Below are 13,909 nucleotides of genomic sequence, written 5' to 3'. Positions count from 1 at the left end.
AAGAATAATCACTGTGGCCTGCGGGCCGAGGACAGCAACGATGTCGGATTACATCCAAGAGCAGGGTGCGGCGGCCAGCAGCTCCAGCCGTCGTGAAGAACGCAAGATCATTTTCGCGTCATCCCTCGGGACAGTTTTCGAGTGGTATGACTTTTTTCTCTATGGTGCGCTGGCAGCGGTCATCAGCAAGCAGTTCTTCGCTGGCGTGAACGACACCACCGCCTTCATCTTCGCCCTCATGGCCTTTGCCGCCGGCTTCCTGGTGCGGCCGTTCGGTGCGCTGGTGTTCGGCCGGCTGGGCGACATGATCGGGCGCAAGTACACCTTCCTGGTCACCATCGTGCTGATGGGCCTGTCCACCTTCGCGGTGGGGTTGTTGCCCACCTACGCCAGCATCGGCATCGCGGCACCGATCATCCTGGTGGTCCTGCGCATGCTGCAGGGGCTGGCGCTGGGTGGTGAATACGGCGGTGCGGCCACCTATGTGGCCGAGCATGCTCCGCCCGGCAAGCGCGGTTTCCACACGGGTTTCATCCAGTCCACCGCCACCCTTGGCCTGTTGTTGTCGCTGGTGGTGGTGCTGGGCAGCCGCTATATCAGTGGCGACCAGTTCGAAACCTGGGGTTGGCGCCTGCCGTTCCTGCTGTCGATCGTGCTGCTGGCGATTTCCACCTGGATCCGCATGAGCATGCACGAGTCGCCGGCTTTCGTGAAAATGAAGGCCCAGGGCAAGGTCAGCAAGTCGCCGATCCGTGAGTCGTTCACCTCCTGGCCGAACCTGAAAGTGGTGCTCACCGCCCTGTTCAGCATCAACGCCGGGCAGGCCGTGACCTTCTACACGGCGCAGTTCTACGTGCTGTTCTTCATGACCCAGATGCTGAAGATGGACCCGGCCCAGGCCAACACCCTGCTGATCATCAGCGTGGTCATTGGTGCGCCGTTCTTCGTGTTCTTCGGCTGGTTGTCCGACCGTATTGGCCGCAAGCCGATCCTGATGCTCGGCCTGCTCCTGGCCACGGTGCTGTACTTCCCGCTGTTCAAGGCGCTGAGCCACTACGCCAACCCACAGATCGACGCGGCCAGCCGCCAGGCGCCGATCGTTGTCACTGCCGACCCGCAAGGCTGCACCTTCCAGTTCGACCCGGTGGGCAAGGCGCGTTTCGACAGCCCTTGCGACAAGGTCAAGACCTTCCTGGTCAAGCAAGGCCTACCGTACAGCTCTGTGGATGTGGCCGGCAGCGATGTGGTGGTCAACATCGGTGACAAGACCATCAACGGCTTCGACGAAGCAGCCATGCGTGCGGCGGTGGAACAGGCCGGCTACCCGACCAAGGCCGACCCTGGGCAGGTCAACCAGGTGATGGTGGTGGTGCTGATCGTGGCGATGATCCTGATCGCGACCATGACCTATGGCCCGCTGGCGGCGGTGATGGTCGAGCTGTTCCCGACCCGCATCCGCTACACCTCGATGTCGCTGCCCTACCACATTGGCAACGGCTGGTTTGGTGGCTTCCTGCCAACGGTGTCGTTCGCGCTGGTGGTGTATACCGGGGATATCTTCTACGGGCTGTGGTACCCGGTGCTGGTGACCGGGGTCAGCCTGGTGGTGGGGATCTTCTGCCTGAAAGAAACCAAGGACGTGGATATCGACAAGATCTGACAGCTCAAGGCCTGCACCAAATGCTCAGGCGCTGACGCGCTTGCTGTGGGAGCGGCCTTGTGTCGCGATTGGGCTGCGCAGCGGCCCCAGGATTTCAGCTGTGATGCATGAATTGCTGGGGCCGCCTTGCGGCCCTTTCGCGACGCAAGGCCGCTCCCACAGTCTTCTCCCACAGATGGTGCAATCCTGCTACCGAGCCCATAAAAAAACCGGCTGTAAAAGCCGGTTTTCTTATGTCCCGAAAAAACTTATGCACGATTTTCAGAAAAATGTCATACACAGAAATAAACAGCTAATTCAAACACTTAGCGATCACTTCAAGCTTTTAATCCAAAAACAGTTCACAAGTTATCCACAGATGGTCAGGCCATCTGTTCCTGGGGTTTTTCCTCTGCTGGCGGCAGCGAACCCATGGCCCGCTGGGTCGCTTCGTTCCACGCCGCGGCGCGGTCGTTGAGCTCGGCGATGGCCCGTGGCCCGGTGCCGTTGGCGTACATCGGTTCGCCAATCACCACCTCGATGGTGCCAGCGCGCTTGCCCCAACCGGTCTTCGGCCAGAACTTGCCGGCGTTATGGGCAATCGGCAGCACCGGCAGCCCGGCATTCACCGCCAGCGCGGTACCACCACGGGAGAACTTGCCCATGGTGCCGAATGGCACGCGAGTGCCTTCCGGGAAGATCAGCACCCAGGTCTTCTGCTTGAGCAGCTCGTCACCCTTGCTGGCTACCTGGCGCAGGGCTTCCTTGGGGTTATCGCGGTTGATCGCGATCGGCCGCAGCATGGCCATTGCCCAACCGAAGAACGGCACGTACAGCAACTCGCGCTTGAGCACCTGGCTCAGTGGCGAGAAATACTGGGAAAGGAAGAAGGTTTCCCAGGTGCTCTGGTGGTTGGACAGGATCACGCAAGGCTCATCAGGCACGTTCTCGGCGCCAGTGATCTTGTAGTCGATACCCAGGATGGTGCGCACCAGGAACAACGCGCAACGGCACCAGTACACGTTGATGAACTTGTAGCGCTTGGGGAACGACAGGAACGGCGCGACGAAGAAGCTCAGCGAGCACCACAGCAGCGAACTGGTGCCCAGCAGCAGGTAAAAAAGAAAGATTCTGATCGCCTGCAGGATCGACATAGTGGCTTGTACCATTGCGGGGCATGCCCGCCTGAGAAAAATGCGCCCGAAGGCGCACTGTTTAAATTAGTTCTCTGGCGATAGCTGCCAGATCGTCGAAAATCAGTGTAGTTTCCGGGACGCCTTTTTCCAGGGTCCGCTCGCCCTTGCCGGTTTTCACCAGCACAGGTTGTGCACCGACGGCCAGGGCGGCCTCCAGGTCACCTTTGCTGTCGCCAACGAACCAGACGCCTTCCAGGCCGACCTGGTAATGCTCGGCGATCGCCCGCAGCATGCCAGGCTTGGGCTTGCGGCAATCGCAGCCTTCGTCCGGCCCGTGCGGGCAATACACGATGTGACCCACCTCGCCACCCTGCTCGGCCACCAGCGCGCGCAGGCGCGCGTGCATGGCCTCGAGGGTTGCCAGCGCATAGTAGCCACGGGCAATGCCGGACTGGTTGGTGGCCACCGCCACCGTCCAGCCCGCCTTGCTCAACTGCGCGATCGCTTCGACCGAGCCAGGAATCGGCACCCACTCGTCCAGCGTCTTGATATAGGCGTCGGAGTCGTAGTTGATGACTCCGTCACGGTCGAGAATCAGCAGTTTCAAGGCTTACCCCAGCAGCGAAATGTCGGCCACGCCCAGGAACAGGCCGCGCAGGCGGCTGAGCAGGGCATAACGGTTGGCGCGTACCTTGGCATCCTCGGCGTTGACCATCACCGCCTCGAAGAAGGCGTCGACTGGGTCACGCAGGGCCGCCAGGCGGGCCAGCGATTCGCTGTACTGGCGTGCAGCAGCCATCGGTTGCACGGCCTGGTCGGCCTGCTGGATGGCCGAGTACAGGGAGAACTCGTTGGCGTTGTCGAAGTACTTCGGCTCGACGTGATCGGCGATGGCGCCTTCGGCCTTGCTCAGCAGGTTCGACACGCGCTTGTTCACCGCGGCCAGGGCCTCGGCTTCCGGCAGCTTGCGGAAGGCTTGTACAGCCTGTACGCGCTGGTCGAAGTCCAGGGCAGAACCTGGCTGCAGGGCACGTACCGACAGGTAGGTGGCCACGTCGATGCCTTCGTCTTCGTAACGCGCACGCAGGCGGTCGAAGATGAACTCCAGCACCTGTTCGGCCAGGCCGGCGGCCTTGACCTTGGTGCCGAACTGCTTGACCGCGAACTCGACCGCACCGGTCAGGTCCAGGTCCAGCTGCTTCTCGATCAGGATACGCAGCACGCCCAGGGCGGCACGGCGCAGGGCGTACGGGTCCTTGCTGCCGGTAGGCAGCATGCCGATGCCGAAGATGCCGACCAGGGTATCGAGCTTGTCGGCGATGGCCACGGCAGCACCGGTGAGGGTCTGCGGCAGCTCGGCGCCAGCACCGCGCGGCATGTACTGCTCGTTCAGGGCCAGGGCCACATCTTCCGGCTCACCGTCGTTGAGCGCGTAGTAGTAACCGGCAACACCCTGCATTTCAGGGAACTCGCCGACCATCTCGGTGGCCAGGTCGCACTTCGACAGCAGGCCGGCACGGCCGGCGCGCTGGGCGTCGCCGCCGATCAGCGGGGCGATGAAGGCGGCCAGCCTGGAAACGCGCTCGGCCTTGTCGTACACGGTACCCAGCTGAGCCTGGAACACCACGTTCTTCAGGCGCTCGTTGAAGGTTTCCAGCGGCTGCTTCTTGTCCTGCTTGAAGAAGAACTCGGCATCGGTCAGGCGTGGGCGCACGACCTTCTCGTTGCCTTGCACGATCTGCTTCGGGTCGCGGCTTTCGACGTTGGCCACGGTGATGAAGCGCGGCAGCAGCTTGCCTTCGCTGTCCAGCAGGCAGAAGTACTTCTGGTTGTCCTGCATGGTGGTGATCAGGGCTTCCTGTGGCACTTCGAGGAAACGCTCCTCGAACGAGCACACCAGCGGCACCGGCCACTCGACCAGGGCGGTCACTTCGTCCAGCAGTGCCGGCGGCACGATGGCGCTGCCTTCCTGCTGCATGGCCAGTTCGGCGGTACGCTTGCTGATCAGCTCGCGGCGCTCGGCGAAGTCGGCCAGCACGTAGGCTTTGCGCAGGTCTTCGACGTAGTTGGCCGGGGTGGTGATGACCACGTTTTCCGGGTGGTGGAAGCGGTGGCCACGGGATTCACGGCCGGCCTTCTGCGACAGGATGGTGCAGTCGACCACCTGGTCGCCCAGCAGCATCACCAGCCATTGGGTCGGGCGCACGAACTCTTCACGGCTGGCCGCCCAGCGCATGCGCTTGGGGATCGGCAGGTCGTTGAGCGAGTCTTCGACGATGGTCGGCAGCAGGCCAGCGGTGGCCTTGCCCGGGATGTGCTGGGAGAAACGCAGCTTGGCGCCGGTCTGGTCGATTTCCGACAGATCCACACCGCATTTCTTGGCAAAGCCCAAGGCAGCCTGGGTCGGCTCGCCGTCTTTGAAAGCAGCCTGCAGGGGCGGGCCGTCGATATTGATGCTGCGGTCAGGCTGTTGCACATCCAGCTGGCGGATCAGCACGGCCAGGCGACGCGGCGCGGCGTAAACCTGCTTGCCGGTGTAGTTCAGGCCAGCGGCCTGCAGGCCTTTCTCGATACCAGCCAGGAAGGCTTCGCCGAGGCTGGCGAGGGCCTTCGGTGGCAGCTCTTCGGTGCCCAGTTCTACCAGGAAATCTTGAGCACTCATTGTGCAGCCTCCAGCTTAGCCAACACTTCGTCACGCAGTTCAGGGGTGGCCATCGGGAAGCCCAGGCGTGCGCGGGCTTGCAGATAGCTTTGCGCCACGTCCCGGGCCAGGGTACGTACACGCAGGATGTAGCGCTGGCGCTCGGTTACCGAGATGGCACGGCGGGCGTCCAGCAAGTTGAAGGTGTGCGAGGCCTTCAGCACCATTTCATAGGTCGGCAGCGGCAGATCCAGCTTGATCAGGCGGTTGGCTTCGCTTTCGTAGAAGTCGAACAGCTCGAACAGCTTCTCGACGTTGGCGTGCTCGAAGTTGTAGGTCGACTGCTCCACCTCGTTCTGGTGGAACACGTCGCCGTAGGTGACCTTGCCGAACGGGCCGTCGGCCCACACCAGGTCGTACACCGAGTCGACGCCCTGGATGTACATGGCCAGGCGCTCCAGGCCGTAGGTGATTTCACCGGTGACCGGGTAGCACTCGATACCGCCTACCTGCTGGAAGTAGGTGAACTGGGTGACTTCCATGCCGTTGAGCCAGATTTCCCAGCCCAGGCCCCAGGCGCCGAGGGTCGGCGATTCCCAGTTGTCTTCGACGAAGCGAATGTCGTGGACCAGCGGGTCCAGGCCGATGGCTTTCAGCGAGCCGAGGTACAGCTCCTGGAAGTTGGCCGGGTTGGGCTTCAGTACCACCTGGAACTGGTAGTAGTGCTGCAGGCGGTTGGGGTTTTCGCCATACCGCCCGTCGGCAGGGCGACGGCTAGGCTGCACATAGGCGGCGTTCCAGGTTTCTGGACCCACGGCGCGCAGGAATGTAGCGGTGTGGAAAGTGCCGGCGCCTACTTCCATATCGTAGGGCTGAAGCACCACACAACCTTGCTCGGCCCAGTAGTTCTGCAGGGCGAGGATCAGGTCTTGGAAGGTACGCACGGCTGGCGTAGGCTGGCTCACGAAATTCACCTGTATCTGGGGATGCGGATGTAAAGAGCGGGAGTATAACCTGATTCGCCTCGCCCTCTACTCATTGGAGCCTTATGCCACGCTGCTTTTGGTGTACCGACGATCCGTTGTACCAGGCCTACCACGACCAGGAATGGGGAACGCCCCAGCGTGACCCGGCGTTGCTGTTCGAGATGCTTTTGCTCGAAGGGTTCCAGGCGGGGCTTTCGTGGATCACCGTATTGCGTAAACGCGAGCGTTATCGCGAGGTGATGCACGGCTTCGATCCGGTGAAACTCGCCGTCATGAGCGACGAACGCATCGAGGAGCTGATGCAGGATGCCGGCATCATCCGCAACCGCCTCAAGCTCAAGGCTGCCAGGCGCAATGCCCAGGCCTGGCTGGCTGTGGACAACCCCGCCGACTGGCTCTGGTCATTCGTTGGTGGTGCGCCGAAGATCAACCACTTCACAGGCCGCAGCGAGGTGCCAGCGGTTACCGATGAAGCCAAGGCGATGAGCAAAGCCCTGCAGAAAGCCGGCTTCACGTTCGTTGGCCCGACCATCTGCTATGCCTTCATGCAGGCCACCGGCATGGTCATGGACCACACCACCGATTGCGATCGCTACGCCGCCTTGTTGCGCTGAGGGGTTACAATGCGCGCCTTGCTGAAATAAGGAATTCGCCTGTGGAAAAGTTCAAGGGCGCCCTGATGGTCGGGGTGCTGCGTCTGTTTGCCAAGCTGCCCTGGGGTGCTGTGCAGCGCGTCGGCGCCGGTATCGGCTGGCTGATGTGGAAGATCCCCAACGGCTCGCGCAATGTCGTGCGCATCAACCTGGCCAAGTGCTTCCCGGAGATGGACCCGGCCGAGCGCGAGCAGCTGGTTGGCCGCGCGTTGAAGGATATCGGTAAATCCTTCGTCGAAAGTGCCTGTGCCTGGATCTGGCCGCCGCAGCGCTCGCTGGAGCTGGTCAAGGAAGTGCACGGCCTGGAAGTGCTGGAGCAGGCCCTGGCCTCGGGCAAGGGCGTGGTCGGCATCACCAGCCACCTGGGCAACTGGGAAGTGCTGAACCACTTCTACTGCAACCAGTGCAAACCGATCATCTTCTACCGCCCGCCGAAGCTGAAGGCGGTGGATGACCTGCTGCGCGAGCAGCGGGTGCAGATGGGCAACCGCGTGGCGCCTTCGACCAAGGAAGGCATCCTCAGCGTGATCAAGGAAGTGCGCCGTGGTGGCCAGGTAGGTATTCCTGCCGACCCGGAGCCGGCAGAGTCGGCGGGGGTGTTCGTGCCGTTCCTGGGTACCCAGGCGCTGACCAGCAAGTTCGTGCCGAACATGCTGGCCGGGGGCAAGGCGGTGGGGGTGTTCCTGCATGCCCTGCGGCTGCCGGATGGCTCGGGCTTCAAGGTGTTCCTGGAGGCGGCGCCGGAAGAGATGTACAGCACCGACGTGACCGTGTCGGCAGCGGCGATGAGCAAGGTGGTCGAGCGCTATGTGCGCGAGTACCCGAGCCAGTACATGTGGAGCATGAAGCGCTTCAAGAAGCGCCCGGCTGGCGAGCCGCGCTGGTACTGATATTTCTGGGGGCGCTTCGCGCCCCTTTCGCGACACAAGGCCGCTCCTACAAGGGATCGCGGTCTCCTGTAGGAGCGGCCTTGTGTCGCGATGGGCTGCAAAGCAGCCCCGGCGATTTCAGACCTTGTTCAGTTTCTTCAGAAACACGGTCATCTCTTTCTCGGCCTGCTTGTCCCCATGGGCCTGCGCCGCCACGATCCCCTCCTCCCAGGCCTTGCGCGCCGCCGCCAGGTCGCCCTGCAGCTGATGCGCCTTGCCCAGCAGCTTCCACGCCGCCGAGTACTTCGGGTCCTGTTCCACGCACCGTGCCAGATGCACTGCCGCTTCAGCACCATTGCCTTCGTCCAGCCAGGCCTTGCCCAAGCCAAACCTCAGCAGCGGGTTATCCACACCCTTGGCCAGCATCTTCTCCAGCGATTCGCGCATGCCCTGTGCTCCTAGAAGAAACTCAAGCCGACGTGGAACAGCTTCTCCACATCCCGAATATGCTTTTTATCCACAACGAACAGGATCACATGGTCGCCCGATTCGATCATGGTGTCGTCGTGGGCAATCATCACCTCTTCGTCACGAATGATCGCGCCGATGGTAGTGCCCGGCGGCAGGGCGATGTCTTCGATCGCCTTGCCGACCACCTTGCTCGACTTCGAATCCCCGTGCGCCACCGCTTCGATAGCTTCGGCAGCGCCACGGCGCAGCGAGTGCACGCTGACGATGTCGCCCCGGCGCACGTGCGCCAGCAGGGTGCCGATGGTGGCCAGCTGCGGGCTGATGGCGATGTCGATGTCGCCACCCTGCACCAGGTCGACATAGGCCGGGTTGTTGATGATGGTCATCACCTTGCGCGCACCCAGGCGCTTGGCCAGCAGCGACGACATGATGTTGGCCTCGTCGTCGTTGGTCAGGGCCAGGAAGATGTCGGCGTCGGCGATGTTCTCCTCCAGCATCAGGTCCTTGTCCGAGGCGCTGCCCTGCAGCACCACGGTGCTTTCCAGGGTGTCGGAGAGGTGTCGGCAACGGGCCGGGCTCATCTCGATGATCTTCACCTGGTAGCGGCTTTCGATGGCCTCGGCCAGGCGTTCGCCGATCTGCCCGCCACCGGCGATGACCACACGCTTGTTGGTTTCGTCGATACGGCGCAGCTCACCCATCACCGCGCGGATGTCCTTCTTCGCGGCGATGAAGAACACTTCGTCGTCGGCTTCGATCACCGTGTCGCCCCGCGGGGTGATCGGGCGGTCGCGGCGGAAGATGGCCGCCACGCGGGTGTCGACGTTGGGCATGTGCGCGCGGATCTGGCGCAGTTGCTGGCCTACCAGCGGGCCACCGTAGTACGCCTTCACTGCCACCAGCTGGGCCTTGCCTTCGGCGAAGTCGATCACCTGCAGCGAGCCCGGGTGCTCGATCAGGCGCTTGATGTAGTTGGTCACCACCTGCTCGGGGCTGATCAGCACGTCGACCGGGATATGGTCGTTGTCGAACAGCTCTTCGCGGGTCAGGTAGGCCGACTCGCGCACCCGGGCGATCTTGGTCGGGGTGTGGAACAGCGAATAGGCCACCTGGCAGGCGACCATGTTGGTTTCGTCGCTGTTGGTTACCGCCACCAGCATGTCGGCGTCGTCGGCACCGGCCTGGCGCAGCACCGTAGGCAGCGAGCCGCGGCCTTGCACGGTGCGGATGTCCAGGCGGTCGCCCAGGTCGCGCAGGCGGTCGCCGTCAGTGTCGACCACGGTGATGTCGTTGGCTTCGCTGGCCAGGTGCTCCGCCAGCGTACCGCCTACCTGCCCTGCGCCGAGGATGATGATCTTCATCCGCTACTCCCTACCTTTTGTTCTTACCCGCGCGAGGCGGCGATCTTGATCAGCTTGGCATAGTAGAAACCGTCGTGGCCGCCTTCCTGGGCCAGCAACTGGCGGCCGTGAGGCTGGCGCAGGCCGGCTTCGGTGGCCAGGTCCAGCTCACGGGCGCCCGGGGTGCGGGCGAGGAAGGCATCGATCACTTCGGTGTTCTCGGTCGGCAGGCTGGAGCAGGTGGCGTACAGCAGCATGCCGCCCACTTCCAGGGTCGGCCACAGGGCATCGAGCAGCTCGCCTTGCAGCGTGGCCAGGGCCGGGATGTCGTCGGCCTGACGGGTCAGCTTGATGTCCGGATGACGGCGGATCACGCCGGTGGCCGAGCATGGTGCGTCGAGCAGGATGCGCTGGAATGGCTTGCCGTCCCACCAGCTGGCGGTGTCGCGGGCATCGCAGGCGATCAGCTCGGCGTCCAGTTGCAGGCGGTCGAGGTTCTCGCGCACGCGGGTCAGGCGCTTGGCTTCGAGGTCGATGGCCACCACGTGGGCCAGGCCGGCTTCGGCTTCCAGCAGGTGGCAGGTCTTGCCGCCCGGTGCACAGCAGGCGTCGAGCACGCGTTGGCCGGGGGCCAGTTCCAGCAGGTCGGCGGACAGCTGCGCGGCTTCGTCCTGAACGCTCACCCAGCCTTCGGCAAAGCCTGGCAGGCCGCGCACGTCGCAGGCTTCGGCCAGCACGATACCGTCACGGCTGTACTGGCAGGCGCTGGCGCCAACACCTGCCTCGGCCAGCAGTGCCAGGTAGGCATCGCGGCTGTGGTGGCGGCGGTTGACCCGCAGGATCATCGGCGGGTGGGCGTTATTGGCGGCGCAGATGGCCTCCCACTGCTCCGGCCAGAAGGCCTTGAGCGACTTCTGCAGCCAGCGCGGGTGGGCAGTGCGTACCACCGGGTCGCGCTCCATGCCGGCCAGCAATTCTTCGCCTTCGCGTTGGGCGCGGCGCAGCACGGCATTGAGCAGGCCCTTGGCCCACGGCTTCTTCAGCTTGTCGGCACAGCCGACAGTCTCGCCAATGGCCGCGTGGGCCGGGATACGGCTATAGAACAGCTGGTACAGGCCGACCAGCAGCAGCGCCTGCACATCGGCATCGGCGGCCTTGAACGGCTTCTGCAGCAGCTGCGCGGCCAGCAGGTCGAGGCGTGGCTGCCAGCGCGCGGTGCCGAACGCCAGGTCCTGGGTCAGGCCGCGGTCGCGTTCATCGACTTTGTCCAGTTGCGCCGGCAGCGAGCTGTTCAGCGAGGCCTTGCCACTGAGCACAGCGGCAAGGGCACGGGCGGCGGCGAGGCGTGGGTTCATTGGCCCAGCACCTTGCCGCTGGCGAATTTCTCGCGACGGCTGTTGAACAGGTCGCTGAAGTTCAGCGGCTTGCCGCCGGGCAGTTGCAGACGGGTCAGGCTCAGCGCCTGGTCACCGCAGGCGACCACCAGGCCGTCCTTGCTGGCGGAGAGGATCTCGCCGGGGGTGCCTGTCGCTGTGGACAAGTTGGCGGCCAGCACTTTCACGCTTTCGCCATCGAGGGTGCTGTGGCAAACCGGCCACGGGTTGAAGGCACGGATCAGGCGTTCCAGCTCGACGGCCGGGCGGCTCCAGTCGATGCGTGCTTCGTCCTTGTTCAGCTTGTGCGCGTAGGTGGCCAGGGCATCGTCCTGCACTTCGCCTTGCAGCGAACCGTCGGCCAGGCCGGCAATGGCCTGGACGACTGCGGGCGGGCCCATCTCGGCCAAGCGGTCGTGCAGGCTGCCACCGGTGTCTTCGGCGCTGATCGGGGTGACCACCTTGAGCAGCATCGGGCCGGTGTCCAGGCCCGCTTCCATACGCATCACGGTCACACCGCTCTCGGCGTCGCCGGCTTCCACGGCGCGCTGGATCGGTGCGGCACCGCGCCAGCGTGGCAGCAGGGAGGCATGGCTGTTGATGCAGCCCAGGCGCGGGATATCCAGCACCACCTGCGGCAGGATCAGGCCATAGGCGACCACCACCATCAGGTCCGGCTTCAGCGCGGCCAGTTCGGCCTGGGCTTCGGCGTTGCGCAGGGTCGGCGGCTGGAACACCGGGATGTCATGGGCCACAGCCAGTTGCTTGACCGCGCTCGGCATCAGCTTCTGGCCGCGGCCGGCCGGGCGGTCGGGCTGGGTGTAGACGGCCACGATCTCGTAGGGGCTGTCGAGCAAGGCCTTGAGGTGTTCGGCGGCAAACTCTGGAGTGCCTGCAAAGACGATGCGCATGGAGTTCTCGCTTCAAAAAAGAAAAAGGCTTGCCGGAGCAAGCCTTCTGGAAGGTGGGGATCAGGCTTGCTGGCGGTGCTGCTTTTCCAGCTTCTTCTTGATCCGGTCGCGCTTGAGCTGCGACAGGTAGTCGACGAACAGCTTGCCGTTGAGGTGATCGAATTCGTGCTGCACGCACACCGCCAGCAGGCCTTCGCACTCCAGCTCGTATGGCTTGCCGTCACGGTCCTGGGCCTTGACCCGCACACGCAGCGGGCGGTCGACGTTCTCGTAGAAGCCAGGTACCGACAGGCAGCCTTCCTGGTACTGGCCCATGTCATGGGTCAGCTCTTCGACCGTGGGGTTGATGAAGACGCGCGGCTCGCTGCGGTCTTCACTGAGGTCCATGACCACGACCTGCTGGTGCACGTTGACCTGGGTGGCGGCCAGGCCGATGCCAGGGGCTTCGTACATGGTTTCAAACATGTCGTCGATCAGCTGACGCAGGGCGTCGTCGAACACCGTCACCGGCTTGGCGATGGTGCGCAGGCGCGGGTCCGGGAATTCGAGAATGTTCAAGATGGCCATAAGGTCAGGCAGTCACTGTGCGTTCGGTTGAAAACTGAGCACACATAATAAAGGGAAACGGGGATTTCAGCACCTGGCAAAGCTCGGCTAGGGTTTTCAAGGGCCGCTTATAGCCCATTCGATGGACAGGTTGTCAAAGCGTTATCAACAAAGTTATCCACAGTTTGTGCCACGTCGATGGCCCCAATTCGATCAAGGATGATCCCCATGCAGACTTACCATTCGTCGCCTCTTCCGCCTGCCGAACTGGAGGCGCGATTACGCCTGCACCAGCTGCCGGAAACGGGATTGCGTCGTTTTAACACCTTGCTGGAGGCCTTTGGCAGTGCCTCTTCGGCACTGTGCGCACCGGCCGGCGCGTGGCGCGCATTGGGCATACCACAGGCCACCATCGATGCCCGGCGCAGTGCCGAAGTACGTGAAGGTGCACTGGCCGCAATGGCCTGGCTAGAGCGCCCGGGCCAGCATTTACTGATGTGGGACGGCCCTGGCTACCCGCCACTATTGGCGGAAATCGACGATGCCCCTCCGCTGCTTTTCGTCGCTGGCAACCCGGCCTTGCTCGAGCGCCCACAGCTGGCAATTGTGGGCAGCAGGCGTGCTTCACCTCCAGCGCTCGACACTGCTGCGGCATTTTCCCGCTACCTGGCGCAGGCCGGTTTCACCATTACCAGCGGCTTGGCCGTGGGCATCGACGGTGCCGCTCATCGGGCCGCATTGCAGGCTGGTGGGGGCACGATTGGCGTGCTCGGTACGGGGTTGCAAAAACTTTATCCACAGCGCCACAAGTCGCTTGCGCAAGCGATGATCGACAACGGTAGCGCGCTGGTTTCCGAGTACCCGCTGGATGCCGGGCCGCTGCCTGGCAACTTCCCGCGGCGCAATCGCATCATCAGTGGCCTGTCGCTGGGCGTGCTGGTGGTCGAGGCCAGCCTGGCCAGTGGTTCGCTGATCACGGCACGCCTGGCTGCCGAGCAAGGCCGCGAGGTGTATGCCATACCGGGCTCCATTCACCACCCCGGGGCCAAGGGCTGCCACCAGTTGATCCGTGACGGCGCGCTGCTGGTGGAGAGCGTGGAGCAGATATTGGAAAGCCTGCAGGGCTGGCAGAACCTGCCGCCTGCGGTTGTGGATAAATTCGACCATCCCCTGCTCGCCTTGCTGCATGCTGCGCCACAAACCAGCGAAAGCCTGGCCCACTGCAGCGAGCTGCCGTTGGCCGACGTGCTGGCGCAGCTGACCGAACTGGAGCTGGAGGGCCGGGTGAGCAATGAAGCCGGGCGTTGGTTTGCCCGCGCGGGCTAAGTACACTGCTCACAAGCA

13 protein-coding genes are annotated in these 13,909 nt (G+C 63.5%); 4 read left to right on the top strand and 9 right to left on the bottom strand.

Annotated features, from left to right (window positions below; translation table 11 throughout):
- The first annotated feature begins 40 nt into the window (after positions 1-40).
- Positions 41-1,660, top strand: a complete 1,620-nt coding sequence (locus ABIB24_RS18670; RefSeq protein ID WP_354316989.1) for an MFS transporter — start codon at positions 41-43, stop codon at positions 1,658-1,660.
- Positions 1,661-2,022: 362 nt separating this feature from the next.
- Here ABIB24_RS18670 and ABIB24_RS18665 read toward each other — a convergent pair whose 3' ends face one another.
- The 4 genes from ABIB24_RS18665 to glyQ are packed head-to-tail and all read right to left on the bottom strand — an operon-like array spanning position 2,023 to position 6,381.
- Positions 2,023-2,808 (bottom strand): lysophospholipid acyltransferase family protein, encoded by a 786-nt coding sequence (locus ABIB24_RS18665; protein WP_025337179.1) that lies wholly within the window; start codon positions 2,806-2,808, stop codon positions 2,023-2,025.
- Positions 2,809-2,854: 46 nt separating this feature from the next.
- The gene (gene gmhB / locus ABIB24_RS18660; protein ID WP_025337180.1) at positions 2,855-3,382 is read right to left on the bottom strand and encodes a D-glycero-beta-D-manno-heptose 1,7-bisphosphate 7-phosphatase; all 528 of its coding nucleotides are present in this window, start codon (positions 3,380-3,382) and stop codon (positions 2,855-2,857) included.
- Positions 3,383-3,385: 3 nt separating this feature from the next.
- Positions 3,386-5,437: a glycine--tRNA ligase subunit beta gene (glyS, locus tag ABIB24_RS18655; protein WP_085588885.1), complete on the bottom strand. Its 2,052-nt coding sequence runs from the start codon at positions 5,435-5,437 to the stop codon at positions 3,386-3,388.
- Complete coding sequence (glyQ, locus tag ABIB24_RS18650; protein WP_025337182.1) at positions 5,434-6,381, bottom strand: glycine--tRNA ligase subunit alpha; 948 nt, start codon at positions 6,379-6,381, stop codon at positions 5,434-5,436. The genes glyS and glyQ overlap by 4 nt, the downstream gene beginning before the upstream one ends.
- Before the next feature lie 83 nt (positions 6,382-6,464).
- Here glyQ and ABIB24_RS18645 point away from each other — a divergent pair, with 83 nt between their 5' ends.
- Both ABIB24_RS18645 and ABIB24_RS18640 read left to right on the top strand, forming a co-directional pair.
- A complete protein-coding gene (locus ABIB24_RS18645; protein WP_003260004.1) occupies positions 6,465-7,016 on the top strand; it encodes a DNA-3-methyladenine glycosylase I in 552 nt (183 codons plus the stop codon).
- A gap of 41 nt (positions 7,017-7,057) precedes the next feature.
- The gene (locus tag ABIB24_RS18640; RefSeq protein WP_003260003.1) at positions 7,058-7,945 is read left to right on the top strand and encodes a lysophospholipid acyltransferase; all 888 of its coding nucleotides are present in this window, start codon (positions 7,058-7,060) and stop codon (positions 7,943-7,945) included.
- Between the two features lie 117 nt (positions 7,946-8,062).
- Here ABIB24_RS18640 and ABIB24_RS18635 read toward each other — a convergent pair whose 3' ends face one another.
- Genes ABIB24_RS18635 through def form a run of 5 tightly spaced genes read right to left on the bottom strand, consistent with a single transcriptional unit; the run spans position 8,063 to position 12,586 of the window.
- Positions 8,063-8,371, bottom strand: a complete 309-nt coding sequence (locus ABIB24_RS18635) for a tetratricopeptide repeat protein (protein ID WP_075046834.1) — start codon at positions 8,369-8,371, stop codon at positions 8,063-8,065.
- A gap of 11 nt (positions 8,372-8,382) precedes the next feature.
- Positions 8,383-9,756 carry a Trk system potassium transporter TrkA gene (trkA, locus tag ABIB24_RS18630; RefSeq protein WP_013970264.1) on the bottom strand — a complete coding sequence of 458 codons (1,374 nt, stop codon included), beginning with the start codon at positions 9,754-9,756 and terminating at the stop codon, positions 8,383-8,385.
- A 23-nt stretch (positions 9,757-9,779) separates the two neighbouring features.
- Positions 9,780-11,090: a 16S rRNA (cytosine(967)-C(5))-methyltransferase RsmB gene (gene rsmB, locus ABIB24_RS18625; RefSeq protein ID WP_013970265.1), complete on the bottom strand. Its 1,311-nt coding sequence runs from the start codon at positions 11,088-11,090 to the stop codon at positions 9,780-9,782.
- The gene (gene fmt / locus ABIB24_RS18620) at positions 11,087-12,019 is read right to left on the bottom strand and encodes a methionyl-tRNA formyltransferase (RefSeq protein WP_085691543.1); all 933 of its coding nucleotides are present in this window, start codon (positions 12,017-12,019) and stop codon (positions 11,087-11,089) included. The genes rsmB and fmt overlap by 4 nt, the downstream gene beginning before the upstream one ends.
- A 60-nt stretch (positions 12,020-12,079) precedes the next feature.
- Entirely contained in the window at positions 12,080-12,586 is a 507-nt protein-coding gene (gene def / locus ABIB24_RS18615) for a peptide deformylase (protein ID WP_003260000.1), read from the bottom strand.
- A gap of 207 nt (positions 12,587-12,793) precedes the next feature.
- Between def and dprA the strand changes: the two genes are divergently transcribed.
- Complete coding sequence (gene dprA, locus ABIB24_RS18610; protein WP_354316985.1) at positions 12,794-13,891, top strand: DNA-processing protein DprA; 1,098 nt, start codon at positions 12,794-12,796, stop codon at positions 13,889-13,891.
- Positions 13,892-13,909: the final 18 nt, after the last annotated feature.

Origin of the sequence: Pseudomonas sp. UYEF17, assembly GCF_040546125.1 — a bacterium.
GTDB classification, from domain to species: Bacteria; Pseudomonadota; Gammaproteobacteria; order Pseudomonadales; family Pseudomonadaceae; genus Aquipseudomonas; species Aquipseudomonas putida_Z.
Note: the sequence above shows the minus strand (reverse complement) of the source record. Positions and strands in the feature narration are given on the sequence as shown.

Coding starts and splice junctions, on each gene's coding strand:
- ABIB24_RS18635 (WP_075046834.1), bottom strand. CDS start 8,371: ATGCGCGAATCGCTGGAGAAGATGCTGGCCAAGGGTGTGGATAACCCG.
- rsmB (WP_013970265.1), bottom strand. CDS start 11,090: ATGAACCCACGCCTCGCCGCCGCCCGTGCCCTTGCCGCTGTGCTCAGT.
- glyS (WP_085588885.1), bottom strand. CDS start 5,437: ATGAGTGCTCAAGATTTCCTGGTAGAACTGGGCACCGAAGAGCTGCCA.
- def (WP_003260000.1), bottom strand. CDS start 12,586: ATGGCCATCTTGAACATTCTCGAATTCCCGGACCCGCGCCTGCGCACC.
- trkA (WP_013970264.1), bottom strand. CDS start 9,756: ATGAAGATCATCATCCTCGGCGCAGGGCAGGTAGGCGGTACGCTGGCG.
- ABIB24_RS18670 (WP_354316989.1), top strand. CDS start 41: ATGTCGGATTACATCCAAGAGCAGGGTGCGGCGGCCAGCAGCTCCAGC.
- fmt (WP_085691543.1), bottom strand. CDS start 12,019: ATGCGCATCGTCTTTGCAGGCACTCCAGAGTTTGCCGCCGAACACCTC.
- ABIB24_RS18645 (WP_003260004.1), top strand. CDS start 6,465: ATGCCACGCTGCTTTTGGTGTACCGACGATCCGTTGTACCAGGCCTAC.
- ABIB24_RS18665 (WP_025337179.1), bottom strand. CDS start 2,808: ATGGTACAAGCCACTATGTCGATCCTGCAGGCGATCAGAATCTTTCTT.
- dprA (WP_354316985.1), top strand. CDS start 12,794: ATGCAGACTTACCATTCGTCGCCTCTTCCGCCTGCCGAACTGGAGGCG.